The organism is Citrobacter sp. Cb023, assembly GCF_030336805.1.
Taxonomy (GTDB): domain Bacteria; phylum Pseudomonadota; class Gammaproteobacteria; order Enterobacterales; family Enterobacteriaceae; genus Citrobacter; species Citrobacter braakii.
The window spans coordinates 101,462-122,191 of sequence record NZ_JAOWCV010000025.1 but is presented as its reverse complement, the minus strand read 5'-3'; the positions used below and the strand labels follow the sequence as shown (position 1 = coordinate 122,191).

Here is a 20,730-nt window from a genome sequence, read left to right as displayed (position 1 = left end):
CTATCACTGCGACAGGATTGTGAATAAAGTGTCAACAAGCAACGGGGCACTCCCCCTTCAAACACATAAAAGGAAACACCCATGAGCAAGGTATTAGTTCTTAAATCCAGTATTCTGGCAGGGTACTCTCAGTCTGGTCAGTTGTCTGATTATTTTGTTGAACAGTGGCGTGAAAAGCACTCCGCTGATGAAATCACCGTCCGTGACCTGGCTGCAAATCCTGTTCCGGTACTGGATGGCGAACTGGTGGGTGCGCTGCGCCCGAGCGATGCACCGCTGACACCGCGTCAGCAGGAAGCGCTGGCGTTGTCCGATGAGCTGATTGCTGAGCTGAAAGCGCATGATGTGATTGTTATCGCCGCGCCGATGTATAACTTCAACATCCCAACCCAGCTGAAAAACTATTTCGATCTGATTGCCCGTGCAGGTGTGACTTTCCGTTATACCGAGAAAGGTCCGGAAGGTCTGGTGACGGGTAAACGCGCAGTCGTGTTGACCAGCCGTGGTGGTATCCATAAAGATACGCCGACCGACCTGATCACGCCGTATCTGAACGTATTCCTGGGCTTTATCGGCATCACCGACGTGAACGTCGTCTTTGCTGAAGGCATTGCGTACGGCCCGGAAGTGGCGTCCAAAGCGCAGTCCGATGCGAAAGCCGCTATCGACAGCGTCGTCGCTGCCTGATACTTCACCCTCTCACCATCCGGTGGGAGGGTTTCTCCAGCATTTACTTCTTTACCTGCACCTGTTTGCCGTGAATGCGGTTAATATCGCGCCAGATGGTTGCATAATCTCTGCACTTCGCCAGATTCTCTTCCCAGCAATGCAGCAAAAATTGTTCTGGCTCGGCAACATCCCGGCTTAACAGCTTGAATATCCAACGATTCCAGACATACCACTTGAAAAGCCACATGATTTCACTCCGCAACGCGACCGGTGTTGAACTATATCAGCCTCAGTTTGATGCCGTGTGGCAACTATTGCGATGTCGATGAATAAGTCAGCGTCGTGCCTCTCTGGTTGTGTGCAGAGAAGATTTATTATTTTCTCAACCACTTACCATTGATGCCCTGGACGTACTCCCCTGGTTTAGCCCGAGCGACCAGCTTTTGTCCGGCCATTTTCGCCACTTCATCTGGAGGAATGTTATTGCTCTCAGCCAGTTGCTGATAGCTGGCGCTCCGTGCTTTATTAATCTCACTCACCAGCGCCTGCGTTTCGGCGTCGGTTTGCAATGCCACCAGATAACCATTAAGCGTTTCGCCCACCCGCCCCTGGGATCTGGCTTCATTCAAGGTCAATGCCCACCCATTGCCACTGAATAAACTCAATGCCACCAGGATCACTGCAAGCTGTTTTTTCATCGTGACCTCAGAACAAATCGCTGCGCGATTTTAATAAGCTCTCAACGTCTTTATCGACTTTGATATGGATCTCATGCTCGATTTTGACGTTCATATTAATAGTGATCGGCTCTTTAGGCGCAGCCACTTCGATTCTGGGTGTGCAACCGATTAGCAGAGATGAAGCCAGCAGACCCAGCATGGCAGCTATCGTTTTCATTGTTGTTCCTCACATTCCTTGCCTTCCGGGCAATGGGATTCCGGCAGCGCTGCATTTTGTTCAAGCCATGCCTGTAAATTGTCGCCAAAACGCAAACTACGCCATAGCGTAAAGACGTTTTCCTCATGGGTGTAATTCAAATTAACCGTCCCCACTTTGCCATCCACCCGGCTATTGCCAGTTACGGTTGCCTGCATGGTTAAGACACCGAGATTATCCAAATTTATTTTCGTCCAGGAATGGCTTATTTCCATATAACGCAGCCAGTTAATGGCCGCACCGGCTGCCATATTATCTTTGACGACGGCATCCGCCGTGTCTTTATCAATACGCAGCGTCATAGGCCCCGGATTGGTCAGCCAGCCGTCTTTAATGATCCACTTTTCGTTATCCAGCCATAACGGCAACGCACCGCTGACCGGGCCAGACATGGCGAATTGCTTGGGATTAACCGCGCTGATAAGCTCGCTGGAAGAGATATTCTGCACCCGTAATAATGCCGGATCGTGCTGCGGCATCCGCAGTTGTTGCATGATGACTTTGCCCCCCAGCAGTTCGGCGCTGACATCGCTTAACAGTAACGGATTGTCTTCACTCCAGGGATACGCCCCCTGTAGATCGGCGGCGATATTTTTCACCGTCACCTGATTCACCACTTCCGCAATACGCAGTGAAATAGGTCCACGCGTACCCAGTTGCCATGCGCCTTCACTAAACCGGAAAGGCAACACAAAATCGACGCCATTAATTTGGTTATCGGGCATCCAGGCGCTACCGCCTTTTAATACCCCATGGCCGCCCGCTTCAAAGCCCTGTTCCGGGGCAGCCGAAAACGCAACCTGCGCATACAGTTCACCTTCACGTAGCTTCATTTTCCAGTCTGGTGGGATGAGCGGTTGGAATACGGTGAGCGATTGTTTTGGCCACCAGGCCTGTCCGCGCAGACGGATCCCGTCCCAACGGCCATTTACCTGTACTGGACCTATCGCGCCCGCGTGAAGCTGGCCTTTAAACTGGAAAATCGTCGGGTCGGTGCCTTCCACGCTGAACTTCAGGGTTGACGGCGGTAACACGCTCCCCCCGGTAAAGGTAGTGTTCCCTGCGTCCAGCGACAGCGCGCCGCTGAAAGTCGGTTTGTTGGCATCCCGTACCCAGACGATCGGCTCGTCCATCACCAGGCGCGGGCTTTCCACCTTCATGGTGCCGTATTGCAGGTGGTCAAATCCGGTGGAGAGATCAAAAAGCTTCAGGGTGTTGTCATGCCATTCGCCCTTACCCGCCACGTCCCAACGCGCATGCATTGGCGTAAAGCTGCCTTTGCCCCAGTACCGCCACTGCCAGCGACCCGCGTCAGGGAGAAAATCATTTGCCAGACCATCCAGATGCAATTCAAAACCGCCCATCTGGTTTTCATGCGCGCGCAATATAGCCTGCAGACGACCATCTACGCCGCGCTGCGTTACTTTTACGCCCGCCAGCGGCCAGCGAATTTCGTCAATATCCAGCGAGTCAATCACCCGTCCACGCGAACGCAGCAACGCTCCTGGCTCGAAAGCCAGCTGCGGGTCGTTCAGGCTTCCGGTGAGTCTGGCGGGTAATTTGGCGTAGAAGGTCAGGTCACCCTGTTTCGCCTCGCCTATCAACTGTAACGGCATGTCGCTACTATCCACACCCAGCTTACCCGGCCCCAGCGTTAATACGGCGTTTCCTTTACCTGCATCACCTTGGGTCAGTATGTTCAGACGCCCGCTCACCACCGCATTTTCCAGCCCGGCCTGCCAATTTTCAACTTTCATGCCCAACCGCCCGCTGAGCGGGAATCCCTGATAAGGCCAGTTCCAGCGACCGTCGCTGATGGTTAATTGCTGACGGGTTATTTCCCACGGAAGATCGAGCAACGGATCGGCATTATCCCGCGCCATGACGATCAGTTGTCCGCTGTTTTCTTGCCACTCCAGTTCGGCGTCCACCAGTGAGGGCTCCTGCGGCAAGCTCAGAGTAGCAACCGCATGACCGCTCACCGGTAGTCCATCAGGAACCAGCGGCATGGTAAATTCACCGACCAGTTTTACCGGCGGTTGCCCTTCAAACGCGGCTATATCCAGCTCATTTACCGTGAGATTTTGCCCGTGCAGACGCCCCTGGAATTTCACTTTTTCACCCTGGTAGCGCAGTTGCTGGGTCGATGGCGTTAGCGAGAGAGACAGTTTTCCCTGCCACTCCTGCCAGGGGGAGAGAATAACTTTGTCGATGTTAATCCAGGTATTGGGCAGCATCGATTGCCATTCAGCCAGCGTTTTGGGCGCTGCCGGAGACGCTTCTGTCTGCGGTAATTTAGCCAGGCAAGCGGAATCCAGCTCAATTGTCCCGACATTGAGCAACCAGCGGCTGGGATGAGAAAGATCGGCCTGAGTAATGCGCGCTAGCGGGCAATCATCGACCAGATAACGGAGTTCCGGAATATGCAGCCCATGCCGTGTCAGCCGTGGGCTCTCATCCAGCGCGATGCGCGTGCCAACAGGTAACCAGACGCCCACCAGCGTAGGAACCCACAGGCCAAGCGTCATGACCAACGTCAGCGGCACGAGAATCAATAATAAGAGAAGTGCCAGAGCGGCTTTATATTTACCCTTCATGGGTAGTTAATATCCTGATTTAGCGAAAATTTAAGCCGGTTTAGGCCAGTATTGTGGCATGTTTAACAGGATATGCCCACATTAAGAATAAATTCCCATGAAGTATATGCACTATTTATCAATCAACGAGAATTAATAAAATAATAATAAATTCAATAAGATAGTGCATTATTTTATATGGCACGCTGTTACACGTGCCGTCGGGAATATAAAGAACTCAGACTCAATGAGGCCTCAGTTCTCCATCGCTATGTTTAGGTCCTAAACGACCAGCTTCTATCAGAATTTCCTCAATGAGCTCTTCGAGGCACTCCCTACCATGATGATCGCAGACCAGATGTACCTGCCGGGAAATCTCCTCAGGTTTCATACCATCACATAATGCCGCCTTAAGCATTAAGGTGGCCCATCGCTTTGCTTCAGAGTGAGTTAACATGACCCCTCCCGATATTTGCTACCTGTATAAGCGTAGCTGTCTGGATGTGATTCGGCTGGCTTTTTACCTGCATCGATTACGGGTATTGAGTTGGACGGAAAAATATCCAGTTGTTGAAATTGAGTAACCTGCCCACACTAACAACAGATGCGCTGAAATTATTCATTACGCCTATGACTATCAATAACTTTTTAGATTTTGTAAAATAATTTGAATTGGATTAATGTGACGTCAAAATCACTGGAGAAAGTCTTATGAAACTCGCCATCTATAGTACAAAACAGTACGACAAGAAGTATCTGCAGCAGGTTAACGAGGCTTTTGGTTTTGAACTTGAATTCTTTGACTTTCTGCTGACGGAGAAAACAGCCAAAACAGCCCATGGCTGTGAAGCTGTCTGTATCTTCGTCAACGACGATGGCAGCCGCCCTGTTCTGGAAGAGCTGAAAAAGCATGGCGTGAAATATATTGCGCTGCGTTGCGCCGGCTTCAATAACGTCGATCTCGACGCGGCAAAAGAGCTCGGCCTGCAGGTCGTCCGTGTGCCAGCCTATTCACCGGAAGCCGTCGCTGAACATGCGATTGGCATGATGATGACGTTGAATCGCCGTATTCACCGCGCCTATCAGCGTACTCGTGATGCCAACTTCTCTCTTGAGGGGCTGACCGGCTTTACCATGTATGGCAAAACAGCTGGGGTGATCGGTACCGGTAAGATTGGGATTGCGGCACTGCGGATCCTGAAAGGTTTTGGGATGCGCCTGCTGGCGTTTGATCCCTACCCAAGCGCTGCCGCACTGGAGTTAGGCGTTGAATATGTCGATCTTAAAACGCTGTTCGCGGAGTCCGATGTCATCTCCCTGCACTGTCCGTTAACGCCGGAGAATTATCACCTGCTCAATCACGAAGCCTTTGAGCAAATGAAAAATGGCGTGATGGTTATTAACACCAGCCGCGGGGCATTGATCGATTCACAAGCCGCTATCGATGCGCTGAAAAACCAGAAAATTGGTTCTCTGGGTATGGACGTGTATGAAAACGAACGCGACCTGTTCTTTGAAGATAAATCCAATGACGTGATTCAGGATGATGTGTTCCGCCGCCTGTCGGCCTGTCATAACGTGCTGTTCACCGGTCACCAGGCGTTCCTGACGGCCGAAGCATTGACCAGCATTTCTGAGACCACGCTGCAAAATCTGGCACAGATCTCTAAAGGCGAAACCTGTCCAAACGCCCTCTTCTAATCCCTGTGCTCCCCTGGATTCAGGGGGGCATTTTCAGATAATCACCGATGCTAAAATCTTCAGTATCATTATTATATTGAATGTATTCCCGTCACAAACGTAGAGAAATTGAATGAAAAAAGTTGTCACGTTGATTGCGCTCAGCATGCTGATGGCTGGCTGTGTGAGCAATGGAAAAGTTTCCGTCAATCGCGAACAGTTGCAGCATCACCGCTTCGTTTTGCAGAGCGTGAATGGTAAAGCCGTCACCGTCGCTAATAACCCACCCGAATTGAGTTTTGGCGAAAACATGACGGTATCGGGAAAGATGTGTAATCAATTCCACGGTCAGGGCAAACTGTCCGACGGCGAGTTGAAGGTTAAAGATATGGCGATGACCCGCATGATGTGCGCCGATCCACAGCTTAACGCGCTCGACGGGATCGTCAGCGACATGTTTAAGCAAGGCGCACAGGTCGATCTGACTGCTGACCAGTTAACACTGGCGACAGCAGAACAAACGCTGACGTATAAACTCGCGGATTTAATGTAGCAAACGCGGTGGCTTAATAGTTGCCACAGCTTCCGGCGGCAAGCGACTGCTCACTACAGCGTTTGCCGTTGGGTAACGCACACATTCCGATAGCTGAACCATCAAGCTGACGGGCAACGGAGAGCGAACCACCAATCATGGCGCAATTAGCTTCTCCAGAACTGGACATTGCGGCCCTCATCCCCGGTGCGACATGCGCGGCGGTTGCCTGCTGAACAGGTTCACTACTACAAGCCGATAATAATAACGCGGCACACCCTACCCAAAACGCTGCGCGCATCTTACTCCCCTCTGAATATTAACCAAACGACACAGCCATAAATAATAGGCAGCGGAAACACCGCCGTCGAGAGGCAATATGCGCATTTATGCGCACTGTTTACATTTTCTGGCAATTTTTTGGCTGCTCCTTTGATCAAACCATTCATTCTGTTTATTCGGGGGACACAAAAGCGAAAATCTGTCTTTAGCGCTTTTGCTAAACTAAAAGGATAACTACAGGATTCGCCGCTGTTACGCGTGTCCCTTTTTTTGCGCAATGTAAGGGTGTCAGTATGATCACAATTGACGGTAATGGTGCGGTTGCTTCGGTCGCATTTCGTACCAGCGAGGTTATCGCCATCTACCCGATTACGCCCAGTTCGACGATGGCTGAACAGGCGGATGCCTGGGCCGGGAACGGGCTTAAAAACGTGTGGGGGGATACCCCTCGTGTCGTAGAAATGCAGTCGGAAGGCGGTGCGATAGCGACCGTTCACGGCGCGTTGCAGACCGGTGCGCTCTCTACGTCGTTTACTTCATCGCAGGGCCTGTTGCTGATGATCCCGACGCTGTACAAACTGGCCGGTCAGTTGACTCCGTTTGTGCTGCACGTTGCGGCGCGTACGATTGCCACTCACGCATTATCCATCTTTGGCGATCATTCCGACGTGATGGCGGTGCGCCAGACGGGATGCGCAATGCTGTGCGCCAGCAGCGTTCAGGAAGCACAAGACTTTGCGCTAATTTCGCAAATGGCCACCCTGAAAAGCCGGGTCCCGTTTATTCATTTCTTTGATGGTTTCCGCACATCGCATGAAATCAATAAAATAGTGCCGCTGGCCGATGACACAATCCTCGGGCTGATGCCGCAGGCGGAAATCGATGCTCATCGCGCGCGCGCGCTCAACCCGGAGCATCCGGTTATTCGCGGTACGTCTGCGAACCCGGACACCTACTTCCAGTCACGCGAAGCAACAAACCCGTGGTACAACGCGGTTTACGATCACGTAGAACAGGCGATGAACGATTTCGCTGCTGCGACGGGCCGTCAGTACCAGCCATTTGAATACTACGGTCATCCGCAGGCAGAACGCGTCATTATTTTGATGGGCTCGGCGATTGGAACCAGTGAAGAAGTCGTCGAAGAGCTGCTGGCACGCGGCGAGAAAGTAGGCGTTCTGAAAGTGCGTCTGTTCCGCCCATTCTCTGCCAGACATTTACTGCGCGCCCTGCCGGAAACGGTACGGAGCATCGCCGTCCTGGATCGCACCAAAGAGCCCGGCGCGCAAGCTGAACCGTTGTATCTGGATGTAATGACTGCGCTGGCGGAAGCCTTTAACTGCGGCGAACGAGAAACGCTACCGCGCGTGATTGGCGGGCGTTATGGCCTTTCTTCCAAAGAGTTTGGCCCGGACTGCGTCATGGCGGTCTTTAATGAGCTGAGTAGCGCGAAGCCGAAATCTCGCTTTACGGTCGGTATCTATGATGATGTCACCAACTTGTCGCTACCGTTACCGGAAAACACCCTGCCCGGTACCGCGAAGCTCGAGGCGCTGTTTTACGGGCTGGGCAGTGACGGTAGCGTGTCGGCCACTAAAAATAACATCAAGATTATCGGTAACTCTACGCCGTGGTATGCGCAGGGTTATTTCGTCTATGACTCGAAAAAAGCAGGCGGTCTGACGGTTTCTCACCTGCGCGTTAGTGAACAACCTATTCGCTCAGCGTATCTGGTGTCGCAAGCCGATTTTGTTGGTTGTCACCAGTTGCAATTTATCGATAAGTATCAGATGGCTGAGCGCCTGAAACCTGGCGGTATATTCCTGCTTAATACCCCGTACAGTGTGGATGAAGTCTGGACACGTCTGCCGCAGGAAGTTCAGGCTGTTCTGAATCAGAAGAAAGCGCGTTTCTACGTGATTAATGCGGCCAAAATCGCCCGCGAGTGCGGTCTGGCTGCACGTATTAACACCGTTATGCAGATGGCGTTCTTCCATCTGACGCAAATCTTACCAGGCGACAGCGCTCTGGCTGAATTGCAGGGTGCGATTGCGAAAAGCTATAGCAGCAAAGGGCAGGATCTGGTTGAACGTAACTGGCAGGCGCTGGCCCTGGCGCGTGAATCCGTCGCCGAAGTGGCGCTTCAGCCAGTTGATCCACATAGCGCTAATCGCCCACCGGTGGTTTCTGATGCCGCACCTGATTTCGTGAAAACCGTCACCGCGGCGATGCTCGCCGGTCTGGGCGATGCCCTCCCCGTTTCAGCGCTGCCGCCAGACGGCACTTGGCCGATGGGCACCACGCGTTGGGAAAAACGCAATATCGCTGAAGAGATCCCCATCTGGAAAGAAGAGCTGTGTACCCAGTGTAACCACTGCGTAGCCGCTTGTCCGCACTCGGCTATCCGCGCCAAAGTGGTTTCACCAGAAGCGATGGAAAATGCCCCTGCCAGCCTGCATTCTCTGGATGTGAAATCACGCGATATGCGCGGTCAGAAATATGTCCTGCAGGTTGCGCCAGAGGATTGCACCGGGTGTAATCTGTGCGTCGAAGTATGCCCGGCGAAAGATCGCCAGAACCCGGAGATCAAGGCCATCAATATGATGTCGCGCCTTGAGCACGTGGAAGAAGAAAAAGTTAACTATGACTACTTCCTCAATCTGCCGGAAATCGATCGCACTAAACTGGAACGCATTGATATTCGTACCTCGCAGTTGATAACGCCGCTGTTTGAGTACTCTGGTGCCTGTTCTGGCTGTGGTGAAACGCCGTATATTAAATTGCTTACGCAGTTGTACGGCGACCGCATGCTGATCGCCAATGCGACCGGCTGTTCATCAATTTATGGCGGTAACCTGCCCTCAACGCCTTATACTACCGACGCCAATGGTCGCGGGCCTGCGTGGGCAAACTCCCTGTTTGAGGATAACGCCGAGTTTGGGCTGGGCTTCCGCCTGACGGTGGATCAGCACCGTGTACGCGTCATGCGTTTAGTGGAACAGTTTGCCGATAACATTCCGGCTGAACTGAATGACGCCCTGCACGCTGAAGCTACGCCAGAGGTGCGCCGTGAGCAAGTTGCAGCACTGCGCCAGCACCTGAAAGATGTCGACGGCGCACAGCAGTTGTTAACCGATGCCGATGCGCTGGTCGAGAAATCTATCTGGCTGATTGGCGGTGATGGCTGGGCTTACGATATTGGTTTTGGGGGACTGGATCACGTCCTGAGCCTGACCGAGAACGTCAATATTTTGGTACTGGATACCCAGTGTTACTCCAATACAGGCGGACAAGCGTCGAAAGCTACGCCGCTCGGGGCTGTCACTAAATTTGGTGAGCATGGCAAACGCAAAGCTCGCAAAGATCTTGGCGTCAGTATGATGATGTACGGGCACGTGTATGTTGCACAAATCTCTCTGGGCGCGCAGTTGAACCAGACGGTGAAAGCTATCCAGGAAGCGGAGGCCTATCCAGGTCCGTCGCTGATTATCGCCTATAGCCCATGTGAAGAGCATGGTTACGATCTCGCACTAAGCCATGATCAGATGCGTCAGCTCACGGCAACCGGGTTCTGGCCGCTGTACCGCTTTGATCCACGTCGAGCAGATGAAGGTAAGCTGCCGCTGGCGCTGGACTCTCGCCCACCGTCTGACGCCCTGGCCGAAACATTGCTTAACGAGCAGCGCTTCCGTCGCCTGAATGCCCAACAGCCAGAAGTCGCAGAACAGCTCTGGAAAGACGCCGCAGCCGATCTGCAAAAACGCTACGACTTCCTTGCGCAGTTGGCAGGAAAAGCGGAAAAGAGCGGTATCGAGTAATGCGTTTATCTCAGTATTAACCTGGAACCCAAAAAAAAGCCCGAACAGTTGTTCGGGCTTGTCAATTTATTCGCTGGCTAATTAATAATAGCTATCAATACGTCAACGAAAAATAAAACGTGACAATAAAGGCATATAACAGGCGCAGAATAGCCCAACACACTTCACTTGTATAATTTTTATTTTATATATTTACCATCCATACATTCACCACAATTATCATCATTTCCGTAGAATTATTTCTTTAAGGTTTTACTTAAGGCGTAACAATTCATATTTATCCCTTTACGGAACTTCTCCTTTAGCATGCTTTTACTCCCTACATGGGTAGTCACAGGTTAATAAAAAAACTAAAGGATTATTTCAATGAACAGAAAAGTACTGGCTCTCGTAATTCCTGCCCTGCTGGCTGCAGGCGCTGCTCACGCGGCTGAAGTTTATAATAAAGACGGCAACAAATTAGATCTCTATGGCAAAGTAGACGGCCTGCATTATTTCTCTGATGACGCTAACAGTGATGGCGATCAGACTTATATGCGTATGGGCTTCAAAGGCGAAACTCAGGTTAACGATATGATCACCGGTTACGGCCAGTGGGAATATCAGGTTCAGGCTAACGGCACCGAAGGTGATAAAGGCGACTCCTGGACTCGTCTGGCATTCGCAGGTATTAAAGTCGGCGACTACGGCTCATTCGACTACGGCCGTAACTACGGCGTAATGTACGACGTTGAAGGCTGGACCGATATGCTGCCGGAATTCGGTGGCGACTCTTACACCAAAGCAGACAACTTCATGACCGGTCGTGCGAACGGCGTGGCGACCTACCGTAATACCGACTTCTTTGGTCTGGTTGACGGTCTGAACGTGGCGTTGCAGTACCAGGGCGCGAACGAAAATCAGTCACCAGAGCAGGAAGGCACCAATAACGGTGGCGACGATCGTAACATGAAGAACTCCAACGGTGACGGCTTCGGTATCTCCTCGACCTACGATTTGGGTATGGGTGTAAGCTTCGGTGCAGCATACACCTCTTCTGACCGTACTAACGAGCAGGTTAACGATTCTACCGCGGGCGGTGATAAAGCTGACGCGTGGACAGTCGGTCTGAAATACGACGCGAACAACATCTACCTGGCAACCATGTACTCCGAAACCCGCAACATGACCCCTTATGGTGGCTCAAACGGTAGTGATAATACGATTGCCAACAAAACTCAGAACTTTGAAGTGACTGCGCAATACCAGTTCGACTTCGGTCTGCGTCCGGAAGTTTCTTTCCTGATGTCTAAAGGTAAGGATCTGGGTGTAAACGGATCTGATGGCGACCAGGATCTGGTGAAATACGCATCCGTTGGCGCTACTTACTACTTCAACAAAAACTTCTCCACCTACGTTGATTACAAAATCAACCTGCTGGATGAAGATAAAAACTTCTACAGCCAAAACGACATCTCTACCGATGACGTAGTAGCACTGGGTATGGTTTACCAGTTCTAATCCGTCAGCCCGCTGGCAACAGCGGGCTCTCTTTATGTTCTAACAATTCTGTTTTATCCAGATCAAAACATTATATCTGTTGCGCTAAAACACATCTCTGATAGATGATATCTTGCATTAAGACCTGTAGTAGAGGATACCTGCAATGAATCATCATCCTGTAAAATCATCCCGTATTGCATCCGTCGGCTATGACGAATCCTCCCGCACGCTAGAAATTCGCTTTCACCAGTTGTCTACTCTGCAATATCAGCATGTCCCTGCTCGTATTTTTCGTGATTTCCTGAGCGTCGTTTCTAAAGGTCGATTTTACGATGGAGTAATAAAAGGAAAGTTTCCTGAAATAAAAATAAAGTGATGCCAAAATGTGATCTTTGTCATTGTACATAAAGTGCCATTACGCGGTAAGCTTTGGGTGGATACTTAAACAGGAGGTTTTATGAACAGAACGATTCTTGTACCCATCGATATTTCAGACTCAGAATTAACTCAACGTGTTATTGCCCATGTTGAAGCAGAGGCAAAAATTGACGATGCACAGGTTCATTTTTTGACCGTAATTCCGTCACTGCCCTATTATGCTTCCCTGGGATTGGCCTACTCGGCAGAGTTACCGGCCATGGAAGATCTGAAAGCCGAAGCAAAATCTCAACTGGAAGAGATTATCAAGAAGTTCAATATCCCAACGGACAGAGTGCACGTTCATGTCACAGAAGGTGCGCCAAAAGATAAGATTCTGGAGATGGCCAAAAAATTACCGGCTGATATGGTCATTATTGCCTCACATCGACCTGACATCACCACCTACCTGCTGGGGTCTAACGCCGCAGCCGTGGTGCGTCATGCGGAGTGTTCGGTACTGGTAGTCCGCTAAGCTGTCTGGCCCGCACATCGCTGCGGGCTTTTTGTTTCTACCTCTTATACCCCACGATTCCTGTCCTAAATGTGCTGACATTTTTCCCGCTTATCCGTACCATACACGCCACAGTTTTTATATCAGACTTCTTTTGCCGGACTATCCGGCGTGATGCATACTCTTCTGATGCCACACTATGAATTGAGCCTCTATTAAATGTCGCAAAATCAAGATATTAGCAAGAAAGAACAATACAACCTGAACAAATTGCAAAAACGTCTGCGCCGTAACGTGGGCGAAGCCATTGCCGACTTCAATATGATCGAAGACGGCGATCGTATTATGGTGTGCCTTTCCGGGGGGAAAGACAGCTATACCATGCTGGAGATCCTGCGTAATTTGCAGCAAAGCGCCCCGATCAGTTTTTCCTTAGTTGCGGTTAACCTCGATCAGAAACAACCTGGCTTCCCGGAGCACATTCTGCCGGAGTATCTGGAGCAACTGGGCGTGGAGTATAAAATTGTCGAAGAAAACACCTACGGGATTGTCAAAGATAAAATCCCTGAAGGCAAAACGACCTGCTCGCTCTGCTCTCGCCTGCGTCGCGGCATTCTGTACCGCACGGCAACTGAGTTAGGCGCCACCAAGATTGCGCTCGGCCACCATCGCGACGACATCCTGCAAACACTGTTTTTAAACATGTTCTACGGCGGGAAGATGAAAGGTATGCCGCCGAAACTGATGAGCGATGACGGTAAACATATCGTTATCCGTCCGCTGGCTTACTGCCGTGAGAAAGATATCGAGCGTTTCTCCGAAGCGAAAGGTTTCCCGATTATTCCATGTAATCTGTGCGGCTCACAGCCTAACCTGCAGCGTCAGGTCATTGCCGATATGCTGCGCGACTGGGACAAACGCTATCCAGGGCGTATTGAAACCATGTTCAGCGCAATGCAGAACGTTGTACCTTCACATCTGAGCGATATCAATCTGTTCGATTTTAAAGGCATCAGGCACGGTTCAGAGGTTGTGGACGGCGGTGATTTAGCGTTCGATCGTGAAGAGATCCCGTTGCAGCCTGCGGGCTGGCAGCCAGAAGAAGACGATGCTCAACTGGATGAGCTGCGCCTGAACGTCGTGGAAGTGAAGTAAGTCGATAGTTCCGGATAAGCGGAGCGCCATCAGGCGCTCCGACGAGTGGTTATTTCAATAACCGAACCCGGCAAGTCTTGCCTTTTATCTTACCGTTTTGCAATTGCTTCCATGCCTTATGCGCTACAGTCTGGCGAACAGCGACATAGACATGCGCCGGATGAACGGCAATTTTGCCGATATCGGCGCCTTCCAGACCAATATCACCGGTCAGCGCGCCGAGAACATCGCCGGGACGCATTTTAGCCTTTTTACCGCCATCAATGCATAACGTCGCCATCTCAGCTTCCAGCGGCAGGATTGGGCCGTTAGCTGGGGCTGGCAGCCAGTTCAGCTTCAGTTGCAGCATTTCAGAAAGAATATTGGCTCGCTGCGCTTCTTCCGGTGCACAGAAGCTAATCGCCAGACCACTGTTGCCGGCACGCGCGGTACGTCCGATACGATGGACGTGGACTTCCGGATCCCACGCCAGTTCGAAGTTAACCACCAGCTCAAGTGATTTAATATCCAGACCACGCGCGGCCACATCGGTAGCAACCAGAACGCGCGCGCTGCCGTTGGCAAAACGCACCAGCGTCTGATCGCGATCGCGCTGCTCAAGATCGCCATGCAGTGAGAGCGCGCTTTGCCCCGCCGCATTCAGTGCGTCACACACGGCCTGACAATCTTTTTTGGTATTACAAAAAACTACGCATGATGCAGGTTGATGCTGACTGAGCAATTTTTGCAGCAGCGGAATTTTGCCGTGGCTGGAAGTTTCGAAAAACTGCTGCTCAATCGCCGGCAGCGCGTCAACGGTATCAATTTCGATCGTTAATGGATTTTGTTGCACCCGGCCACTAATGGCGGCAATGGCTTCCGGCCAGGTCGCAGAAAACAGTAAGGTCTGACGCGAAGCCGGCGCAAAGCGAATGACATCATCAATCGCATCGCTAAAGCCCATATCCAGCATGCGATCGGCTTCATCCATCACCAGCGTATTCAGGGCATCCAGAGAAACAGTGCCTTTTTGCAGATGGTCGAGTAAACGCCCCGGCGTTGCGACAATAATATGTGGCGCATGCTGCAGGGAGTCACGCTGTGCGCCAAAGGGCTGCCCACCGCACAACGTTAAGATCTTGGTGTTAGGCAGAAAGCGCGCTAAGCGACGCAGCTCACCCGCCACCTGGTCAGCAAGCTCGCGCGTTGGGCACAGCACCAGGGACTGCGTCTGAAACAGCGCGACATCAACATGCTGTAATAATCCAAGACCAAAAGCCGCCGTTTTGCCACTGCCGGTTTTAGCCTGCACGCGAACATCTTTCCCCGCCAGAATTGCCGGTAACGCAGCAGCCTGAACAGGCGTCATTTCAAGATAACCCAGCTCGTTAAGATTCTCGAGTTGGGCAGCAGGTAAAACATTCAGGGTTGAAAAAGCGGTCACAATTTAATCTCGCGGTAAAAACTCACAATCAGCAGGCGCGTATCCTCGCAGATCTGCGCCCGCGATGCGACAATTTAATCGGCTCTTCATCCGGTGGGGGATCCGGCATTGGCTGCGGACGAGGTATGGGATCGGGAATGGGAACCGGGTCGGTCGGTAGCGAATCAGTGTGCGGCGTTGCAATCAGACAGTTCATATACCCCTCCAGTTATTCAGGTTGGCTCTTTTAGGGTAGACGCTGATTTCCTGCAGGCAAAAAAAAGCCGACTAATCTAAGTCGGCGTCGTACGAATCAATTGTGCTATGCAGTAATTCAAAAAAGGAAGTAAGACAATATGGAGCGCAACGCCCATCGCTTGACGTTGCATTCACCTGCGAGAGAGATATTGCCCCGAATAGGTAGATGGTTTATTGACTTCGCTCAAAAACCAGGACGTTTTCATGCGCAAAAGTCACTAAAAAACGTTGTTGTTACAACCATTTACTACGATGCAACCATAAAGTAACACCACCAATCAGGACCACTAACAGAATACAAAAAAGTGAGAAGCCAAACTGCCAGCCACCGCCAGGGATACCGCCGAGGTTAACGCCAAACAGCCCGGTTAAAAATGTGCTGGGAAGAAAAACCATTGCCATCAATGACATTGTATACGTTCGGCGAGCCAGAGACTCCTGCATAACCTGCGCAATTTCATCCGCCATAATACCGGTCCTGGCAATACAGGCATCTATTTCATCCAGCCCTCTCCCTAGCCTGTCAGCGATATCCTGCATCCGCCGCCGATGGTCGTCGGTCATCCAGGAAAAACGTTCGCTCGCCAGCCGGGAATAGACATCGCGTTGAGGCGCCATATAGCGGCGCATCACAATTAACTGCTTACGCAGCAATGCCAGGAAACCACGCGGCGGAATTTGCTGATCGAGCAGGTTATCTTCCAGATCGATAATCTTATCGTGCAGTTGTTCGATAAACTCACTGGCATGATCGGTTAGTGCATCGCAAACATCCACCAGCCAACTACCACAATCAGCCGCTCCCGTGCCTTCCTGGAGATCGCTGACCACATCATCCAGCGCCAAGACTTTACGCTGACGCGTTGAGACAATCAGACGTTCATCCATATATAAGCGCATCGCAACCAGTTGGTCAGGTCGCTCGTCGGTGCTGCCGTTAATACAGCGCAGCGTAATCAACGTACCTTCCCCTACCCGGCTTACGCGTGGGCGCGTGCTTTCACCCGCCAGCGCATCACGCACGTTATTGGGAAGTAAAGGCGTTGTCGCCAGCCATTGCGCGCTTTCAGAATGGGTATAATTAAGATGCAGCCAGCAGGGATGTTGACTGTCGATAACATCGTTATCTTCCAGTGGTTTCACCCCACCACGGCCATCCAACAGCCAGGCAAACACGGCATCCGGCACATTAACATCCGTTCCCTTAATGGCTTCCACAGCGCCTCCACAAACATTCAGCTTTTTTCGTTAGTCTAGCTGTCAGAATATGTTAAGCAATATCTCATTGTCCCATTGTGCTGAAATGATTCATAAAAAGTATCTGATAATAAGAAAAGCGCCGACGAATGCGGCGCTGGTTACGAGATGACCGTCTCAGGCCCGCTGGCGTCTCTCTGATTCAAGCGCATGACTTAAGCGAAATTTATGCGTTCGCGATTGAAGGTCAATCACCTGGTTTTTCAGGATACCTGAGGAGTCAGAAAGCTCATCAACCATAATGGCATTACTTTGGGTGACGTTCTCCAGTTCGGCCAGAGCATGGGTAATTCTGATTATTCCTTTCTCCTGCTCCTGCGTAGTGGTTAATATCTCGCCCATCAGTTGGTTTAATTGCCCGGCCCCCCCGACAATATCATGCATGTTTTTCTCAGCTTCACGCACAATAGCAGCGCCTTGCTGAACATTTTGATGGGTTTGGGCAATCAGTTGCTTAATATTCTTAGCTGCATCTGCACTGCGGTGTGCAAGCATTCTTACCTCACCGGCCACCACAGAAAAACCTTTGCCATGTTCACCGGCCCTTGCAGCTTCCACAGCAGCATTCAATGCCAGAATATTGGTCTGGAATGCAATACCATCTATCAGCGTAATAATTTCTGTCATTTGCTGTGCGCATTCGGTAATTGAACGCATATTTGTCGCAACCTGCACCATTAATTCGCCACCCTGACGTGCGCATTGCGTGGCAATTGTTGCCTGGGCGCTGGCTATTTGCGTGTTATCAGCATTATTCCGCGTATTAACCGCTATTTCATCCATGTTGGCAGCCGTCTGCATTAATGCTCCGGATTGCTGTTCTGTTTTCACTGAAAGCTCGGCGCTGCGTTCCGCCAGCTGTTCAGAAAGCGCCATCGCCGTTTGCGAGGATGTTCTGATCTCATTAACGAGTGCTGAAATATTACTTGATAAACTATTGATGCCAGGAATTAGTCTACCCGCACAGTTATTACCAAATTCGGGAATACTGATTGCCAGATTCCCGGATGTTACTTCTTCAATGCTTCTTTTAACCGTATTAATCGGCATGACCAGATATTTCGTCATGTACCACCACAAACATAATATAGAAATAATGCTTACCGCATTAGTGCCAATAATAATTTCTGGGGTAGCCGAAAAAATCATTTCAACAACATTGAGCGCAACCGCTGTAATGAGCAGAAATAAAACAATAAAGGTTCTGACGCTAATATCATTTAACATTTTAACCCTGTGCACCAAGAAATAACGTGGATGTTATTTTTATAGCATCTGCAATACAGATTTCCATTGCTCTGTGACGAAAGCTGAACTTTCAATGAGAGCCAGCAGACCTTTTACTTAAGTCAATAAATTACACTAGCCATTCATAATAGCTCAGCACTTTATCCCGCCAATGGCGGTAATGTTCCCCACCATCAGATTATTGTGATGGCGAGCACGTGACGAGCATAAAACACACAGAAACATAATTTTTATGAATGGTTATATAAGTAATGGATTATCATTTTCAATATCTTGCTCTTCGCTCTAATACTCATTGTAAAAACACAAGAACATTCCTGGTTTTATCAGGTTAACTGGACAAAACCTGCTAGATTTATCATCACGGCTTTTTTTCGATAGGTAGTAAGATGTTGCACGTGTCGTGGGACCCTGTATTGATTGGGATTTCCTTTGTTGTCGCGTTTATTGCCTCCTTTATTGCCCTCGACAGTGCGGGTAAGGTAGCAATCTCCAGCAAACGTGAATCTACCTTCTGGCGGCTATCTGGCGGCGCTACGCTGGGTATGGGGATCTGGTCGATGCATTTTATCGGTATGCTGGCCATGAAAATGACTATGCCGATCAATTATCACCTATCACTCACCGCGTTTTCGTTCTTTATTGCGCTCATTTCTGCAACCCTCGCCATCAATATCGCTATTTCCGGTAATACGTTATCAACAAAACGACTGGTCATTGCCACCAGCATATTGAGTGCCGGCGTTGTCACGATGCACTACGTTGGCATGTATGCCATTATCGAACATGTGGCCATTTCATGGGATCGCTCGCTGATTTTGCTCTCTGTGATTATTGCCGTCGTTGCGTCTGGCGTAGGTTTATGGCTGGCCTTCCATTTACGCCAAAACACCCGTCGCGTGCTGATTAACCGACTTATTGCTGCCCTTATTATGGCGCTGGCAATTGCTTCTATGCATTACACCGGTATGGGAGCGGCAACGTTCACCCATTTTGGACACACTGCGCACGATGGCCTCAGTACGCTGGAACTCTCTGTCTGGGTCTGCGCCGTCACGCTGATTATTTTGGGTATCATGCTGGTCGTCTCGATGGTGGATTCACAACTGCGCACTTCCCGACTGGCTGACAACCTGCATCAGTTGAACTGCCAGCTTGAACATCAGGTCCACTTCGACGCGCTGACGGGACTTGCTAATCGAACGCAAATAGATACCCGCTTACAAGCCTGCCTGCGGCATTCCAAATTGCATCAACAGCATTTCGCGTTGGTATTTATCGACCTCGATCGTTTTAAAGTCGTTAACGATACCTGGGGGCATCACATCGGCGATCAACTGCTGATTGCTAGTACACAGCGTATCTACAGTTGCCTTGATGATTCAATGACGCTGGCAAGACTGGGGGGAGATGAATTTATCCTGCTGGTTCCAGACTGCAACCAGCAGGCTATCTCCGCCTTGCTTGCGCGAATCTCAGATGCGATCGGTGACCCCTTTACCTTATTCGGTCATACCATTCGGGTTTCGTTAAGTGCGGGAAGCTGTATTTATCCCGAACATGGCTCGACTCTGCATGAGCTAAAAGTGAAGGCCGATATGGCGATGTATCATGTCAAACAGGCGGGCAGAAACGGCTGGGCTATTTATAGTCCCCAGATGGAAGCTATCGCTGATACGCCGCCGACATTTCTACAGGAACTTTCACAAGCGCTTGAACGCAACCAGTTTGAGCTATGGTATCAGCCTAAATATACCGCCGGAGATCATTCCCTGACTGGTTTTGAAGCGTTATTACGCTGGCATCATCCGGAGCGCGGCATGCTGCTACCGGCTGAATTTCTGCCTGCGCTGGAAGAAACGGGCCTGATTATTCCCGTCGGCAAATGGGTTATCCAACAGGCATGTTTGCAGTTGCATCAGTGGACATTACAAGGGAATACAGAATGGACGCTCGCCGTTAACCTCTCCCCCGCTCAGTTTGAACAGCATGATATTATTGATGTTGTTTGTAACGCCCTGGCGCAATACCAACTTTCACCTGCCTGTCTCACGCTGGAGCTCACGGAGAGCACTGCACTTAAAAATTTAAAACGCAGTATTGAAATCCTGAATGCTTTTTCGGCTTTGGGGATCACCGTTTCTATTGATGATTTCGGCACTGGTTATTCAAATATATTGATGTTGAAGTCACTTCCGGCACGGGAATTAAAAATCGACAGGATATTTGTCAAAGATATTAGCGAGAACAGTAAAAATACAAAAATTGTGTCTACCATTATTGACATAGCTCACTCCATGAATATGCGCGTGGTGGCTGAAGGAATAGAAACCCAGGAGCAGGAATTACTTCTTACCCAGATGGGATGTAGCATGCTGCAAGGTTTCCTGTTTGCAAAACCGCTGCCAGCGCATAAGATTCATGAACTGATCCAATCAGAAAACAGCATCAAACAAAAGCCAGTCGTACAACCCTTGTCTCACCGACAATCAATAACTTTGTGAGACTGTAATATCTAAAATATTCGCCATTAAACGGGCAACACAGCAGATAAAGATAACGGG

18 protein-coding genes are annotated in these 20,730 nt (G+C 50.3%); 9 read left to right on the top strand and 9 right to left on the bottom strand.

Annotated elements, in window-relative coordinates; genetic code table 11:
* Positions 1–81 precede the first annotated feature (81 nt).
* Positions 82–687 (top strand): FMN-dependent NADH-azoreductase, encoded by a 606-nt coding sequence (azoR, locus tag OGW44_RS01895; protein WP_006684422.1) that lies wholly within the window; start codon positions 82–84, stop codon positions 685–687.
* Between the two features lie 43 nt (positions 688–730).
* Here the strand turns inward: azoR and OGW44_RS01890 are convergent, their stop codons facing one another.
* The 4 genes from OGW44_RS01890 to OGW44_RS01875 all read right to left on the bottom strand — a co-directional run bounded on the left by OGW44_RS01890 (position 731) and on the right by OGW44_RS01875 (position 4,202).
* The gene (locus OGW44_RS01890; protein WP_016153181.1) at positions 731–916 is read right to left on the bottom strand and encodes a hypothetical protein; all 186 of its coding nucleotides are present in this window, start codon (positions 914–916) and stop codon (positions 731–733) included.
* A 127-nt stretch (positions 917–1,043) separates the two neighbouring features.
* Positions 1,044–1,367, bottom strand: a complete 324-nt coding sequence (locus OGW44_RS01885) for a YdbL family probable chaperone protein (protein ID WP_016156611.1) — start codon at positions 1,365–1,367, stop codon at positions 1,044–1,046.
* 7 nt (positions 1,368–1,374) lie between these two features.
* On the bottom strand, positions 1,375–1,566 hold the full coding sequence (locus OGW44_RS01880; protein ID WP_016156612.1) for a YnbE family lipoprotein: 192 nt from the start codon (positions 1,564–1,566) through the stop codon (positions 1,375–1,377).
* Positions 1,563–4,202, bottom strand: a complete 2,640-nt coding sequence (locus OGW44_RS01875) for a YdbH family protein (protein WP_185654640.1) — start codon at positions 4,200–4,202, stop codon at positions 1,563–1,565. The genes OGW44_RS01880 and OGW44_RS01875 overlap by 4 nt, the downstream gene beginning before the upstream one ends.
* Positions 4,203–4,892: 690 nt before the next feature.
* Here OGW44_RS01875 and OGW44_RS01870 point away from each other — a divergent pair.
* Complete coding sequence (locus OGW44_RS01870) at positions 4,893–5,882, top strand: 2-hydroxyacid dehydrogenase (protein ID WP_003833196.1); 990 nt, start codon at positions 4,893–4,895, stop codon at positions 5,880–5,882.
* A gap of 112 nt (positions 5,883–5,994) precedes the next feature.
* The gene (gene hslJ, locus OGW44_RS01865; protein WP_016153186.1) at positions 5,995–6,414 is read left to right on the top strand and encodes a heat shock protein HslJ; all 420 of its coding nucleotides are present in this window, start codon (positions 5,995–5,997) and stop codon (positions 6,412–6,414) included.
* A gap of 13 nt (positions 6,415–6,427) precedes the next feature.
* On the opposite strand, the gene OGW44_RS01860 is transcribed toward hslJ, so the two are convergent.
* Entirely contained in the window at positions 6,428–6,694 is a 267-nt protein-coding gene (locus OGW44_RS01860; protein ID WP_045442854.1) for a putative hemolysin, read from the bottom strand.
* Positions 6,695–6,968: 274 nt separating this feature from the next.
* Here OGW44_RS01860 and nifJ point away from each other — a divergent pair, with 274 nt between their 5' ends.
* From nifJ to ttcA, 5 genes are all read left to right on the top strand, one after another.
* Entirely contained in the window at positions 6,969–10,493 is a 3,525-nt protein-coding gene (gene nifJ, locus OGW44_RS01855; protein ID WP_185654641.1) for a pyruvate:ferredoxin (flavodoxin) oxidoreductase, read from the top strand.
* A 366-nt stretch (positions 10,494–10,859) separates the two neighbouring features.
* Positions 10,860–11,993: a porin OmpC gene (gene ompC / locus OGW44_RS01850; protein WP_016156616.1), complete on the top strand. Its 1,134-nt coding sequence runs from the start codon at positions 10,860–10,862 to the stop codon at positions 11,991–11,993.
* A 145-nt stretch (positions 11,994–12,138) separates the two neighbouring features.
* Positions 12,139–12,351, top strand: a complete 213-nt coding sequence (locus OGW44_RS01845) for a KTSC domain-containing protein (protein WP_016153189.1) — start codon at positions 12,139–12,141, stop codon at positions 12,349–12,351.
* Between the two features lie 81 nt (positions 12,352–12,432).
* Complete coding sequence (gene uspF / locus OGW44_RS01840; RefSeq protein WP_016153190.1) at positions 12,433–12,867, top strand: universal stress protein UspF; 435 nt, start codon at positions 12,433–12,435, stop codon at positions 12,865–12,867.
* A gap of 198 nt (positions 12,868–13,065) precedes the next feature.
* The gene (ttcA, locus tag OGW44_RS01835) at positions 13,066–14,001 is read left to right on the top strand and encodes a tRNA 2-thiocytidine(32) synthetase TtcA (RefSeq protein WP_016156617.1); all 936 of its coding nucleotides are present in this window, start codon (positions 13,066–13,068) and stop codon (positions 13,999–14,001) included.
* Positions 14,002–14,050: 49 nt separating this feature from the next.
* Here ttcA and dbpA read toward each other — a convergent pair whose 3' ends face one another.
* The 4 genes from dbpA to OGW44_RS01815 form a co-directional block, all read right to left on the bottom strand.
* Positions 14,051–15,424, bottom strand: a complete 1,374-nt coding sequence (gene dbpA / locus OGW44_RS01830; RefSeq protein ID WP_131350867.1) for an ATP-dependent RNA helicase DbpA — start codon at positions 15,422–15,424, stop codon at positions 14,051–14,053.
* Between the two features lie 28 nt (positions 15,425–15,452).
* Positions 15,453–15,620, bottom strand: coding sequence for a proline-rich small protein YnaL (ynaL, locus tag OGW44_RS01825; RefSeq protein ID WP_016153197.1), 168 nt, complete (start codon positions 15,618–15,620; stop codon positions 15,453–15,455).
* 275 nt (positions 15,621–15,895) lie between these two features.
* The gene (gene zntB / locus OGW44_RS01820) at positions 15,896–16,879 is read right to left on the bottom strand and encodes a zinc transporter ZntB (RefSeq protein ID WP_016156619.1); all 984 of its coding nucleotides are present in this window, start codon (positions 16,877–16,879) and stop codon (positions 15,896–15,898) included.
* Positions 16,880–17,035: 156 nt separating this feature from the next.
* On the bottom strand, positions 17,036–18,145 hold the full coding sequence (locus tag OGW44_RS01815; protein WP_016156620.1) for a methyl-accepting chemotaxis protein: 1,110 nt from the start codon (positions 18,143–18,145) through the stop codon (positions 17,036–17,038).
* A gap of 410 nt (positions 18,146–18,555) precedes the next feature.
* Here OGW44_RS01815 and OGW44_RS01810 point away from each other — a divergent pair, with 410 nt between their 5' ends.
* Positions 18,556–20,670: a putative bifunctional diguanylate cyclase/phosphodiesterase gene (locus tag OGW44_RS01810; RefSeq protein ID WP_141895304.1), complete on the top strand. Its 2,115-nt coding sequence runs from the start codon at positions 18,556–18,558 to the stop codon at positions 20,668–20,670.
* The last annotated feature ends 60 nt before the right edge of the window (positions 20,671–20,730 follow it).

Coding starts and splice junctions, on each gene's coding strand:
- azoR (WP_006684422.1), top strand. CDS start 82: ATGAGCAAGGTATTAGTTCTTAAATCCAGTATTCTGGCAGGGTACTCT.
- OGW44_RS01890 (WP_016153181.1), bottom strand. CDS start 916: ATGTGGCTTTTCAAGTGGTATGTCTGGAATCGTTGGATATTCAAGCTG.
- OGW44_RS01885 (WP_016156611.1), bottom strand. CDS start 1,367: ATGAAAAAACAGCTTGCAGTGATCCTGGTGGCATTGAGTTTATTCAGT.
- OGW44_RS01880 (WP_016156612.1), bottom strand. CDS start 1,566: ATGAAAACGATAGCTGCCATGCTGGGTCTGCTGGCTTCATCTCTGCTA.
- OGW44_RS01875 (WP_185654640.1), bottom strand. CDS start 4,202: ATGAAGGGTAAATATAAAGCCGCTCTGGCACTTCTCTTATTATTGATT.
- OGW44_RS01870 (WP_003833196.1), top strand. CDS start 4,893: ATGAAACTCGCCATCTATAGTACAAAACAGTACGACAAGAAGTATCTG.
- hslJ (WP_016153186.1), top strand. CDS start 5,995: ATGAAAAAAGTTGTCACGTTGATTGCGCTCAGCATGCTGATGGCTGGC.
- OGW44_RS01860 (WP_045442854.1), bottom strand. CDS start 6,694: ATGCGCGCAGCGTTTTGGGTAGGGTGTGCCGCGTTATTATTATCGGCT.
- nifJ (WP_185654641.1), top strand. CDS start 6,969: ATGATCACAATTGACGGTAATGGTGCGGTTGCTTCGGTCGCATTTCGT.
- ompC (WP_016156616.1), top strand. CDS start 10,860: ATGAACAGAAAAGTACTGGCTCTCGTAATTCCTGCCCTGCTGGCTGCA.
- OGW44_RS01845 (WP_016153189.1), top strand. CDS start 12,139: ATGAATCATCATCCTGTAAAATCATCCCGTATTGCATCCGTCGGCTAT.
- uspF (WP_016153190.1), top strand. CDS start 12,433: ATGAACAGAACGATTCTTGTACCCATCGATATTTCAGACTCAGAATTA.
- ttcA (WP_016156617.1), top strand. CDS start 13,066: ATGTCGCAAAATCAAGATATTAGCAAGAAAGAACAATACAACCTGAAC.
- ynaL (WP_016153197.1), bottom strand. CDS start 15,620: ATGAACTGTCTGATTGCAACGCCGCACACTGATTCGCTACCGACCGAC.
- OGW44_RS01815 (WP_016156620.1), bottom strand. CDS start 18,145: ATGTTAAATGATATTAGCGTCAGAACCTTTATTGTTTTATTTCTGCTC.
- OGW44_RS01810 (WP_141895304.1), top strand. CDS start 18,556: ATGTTGCACGTGTCGTGGGACCCTGTATTGATTGGGATTTCCTTTGTT.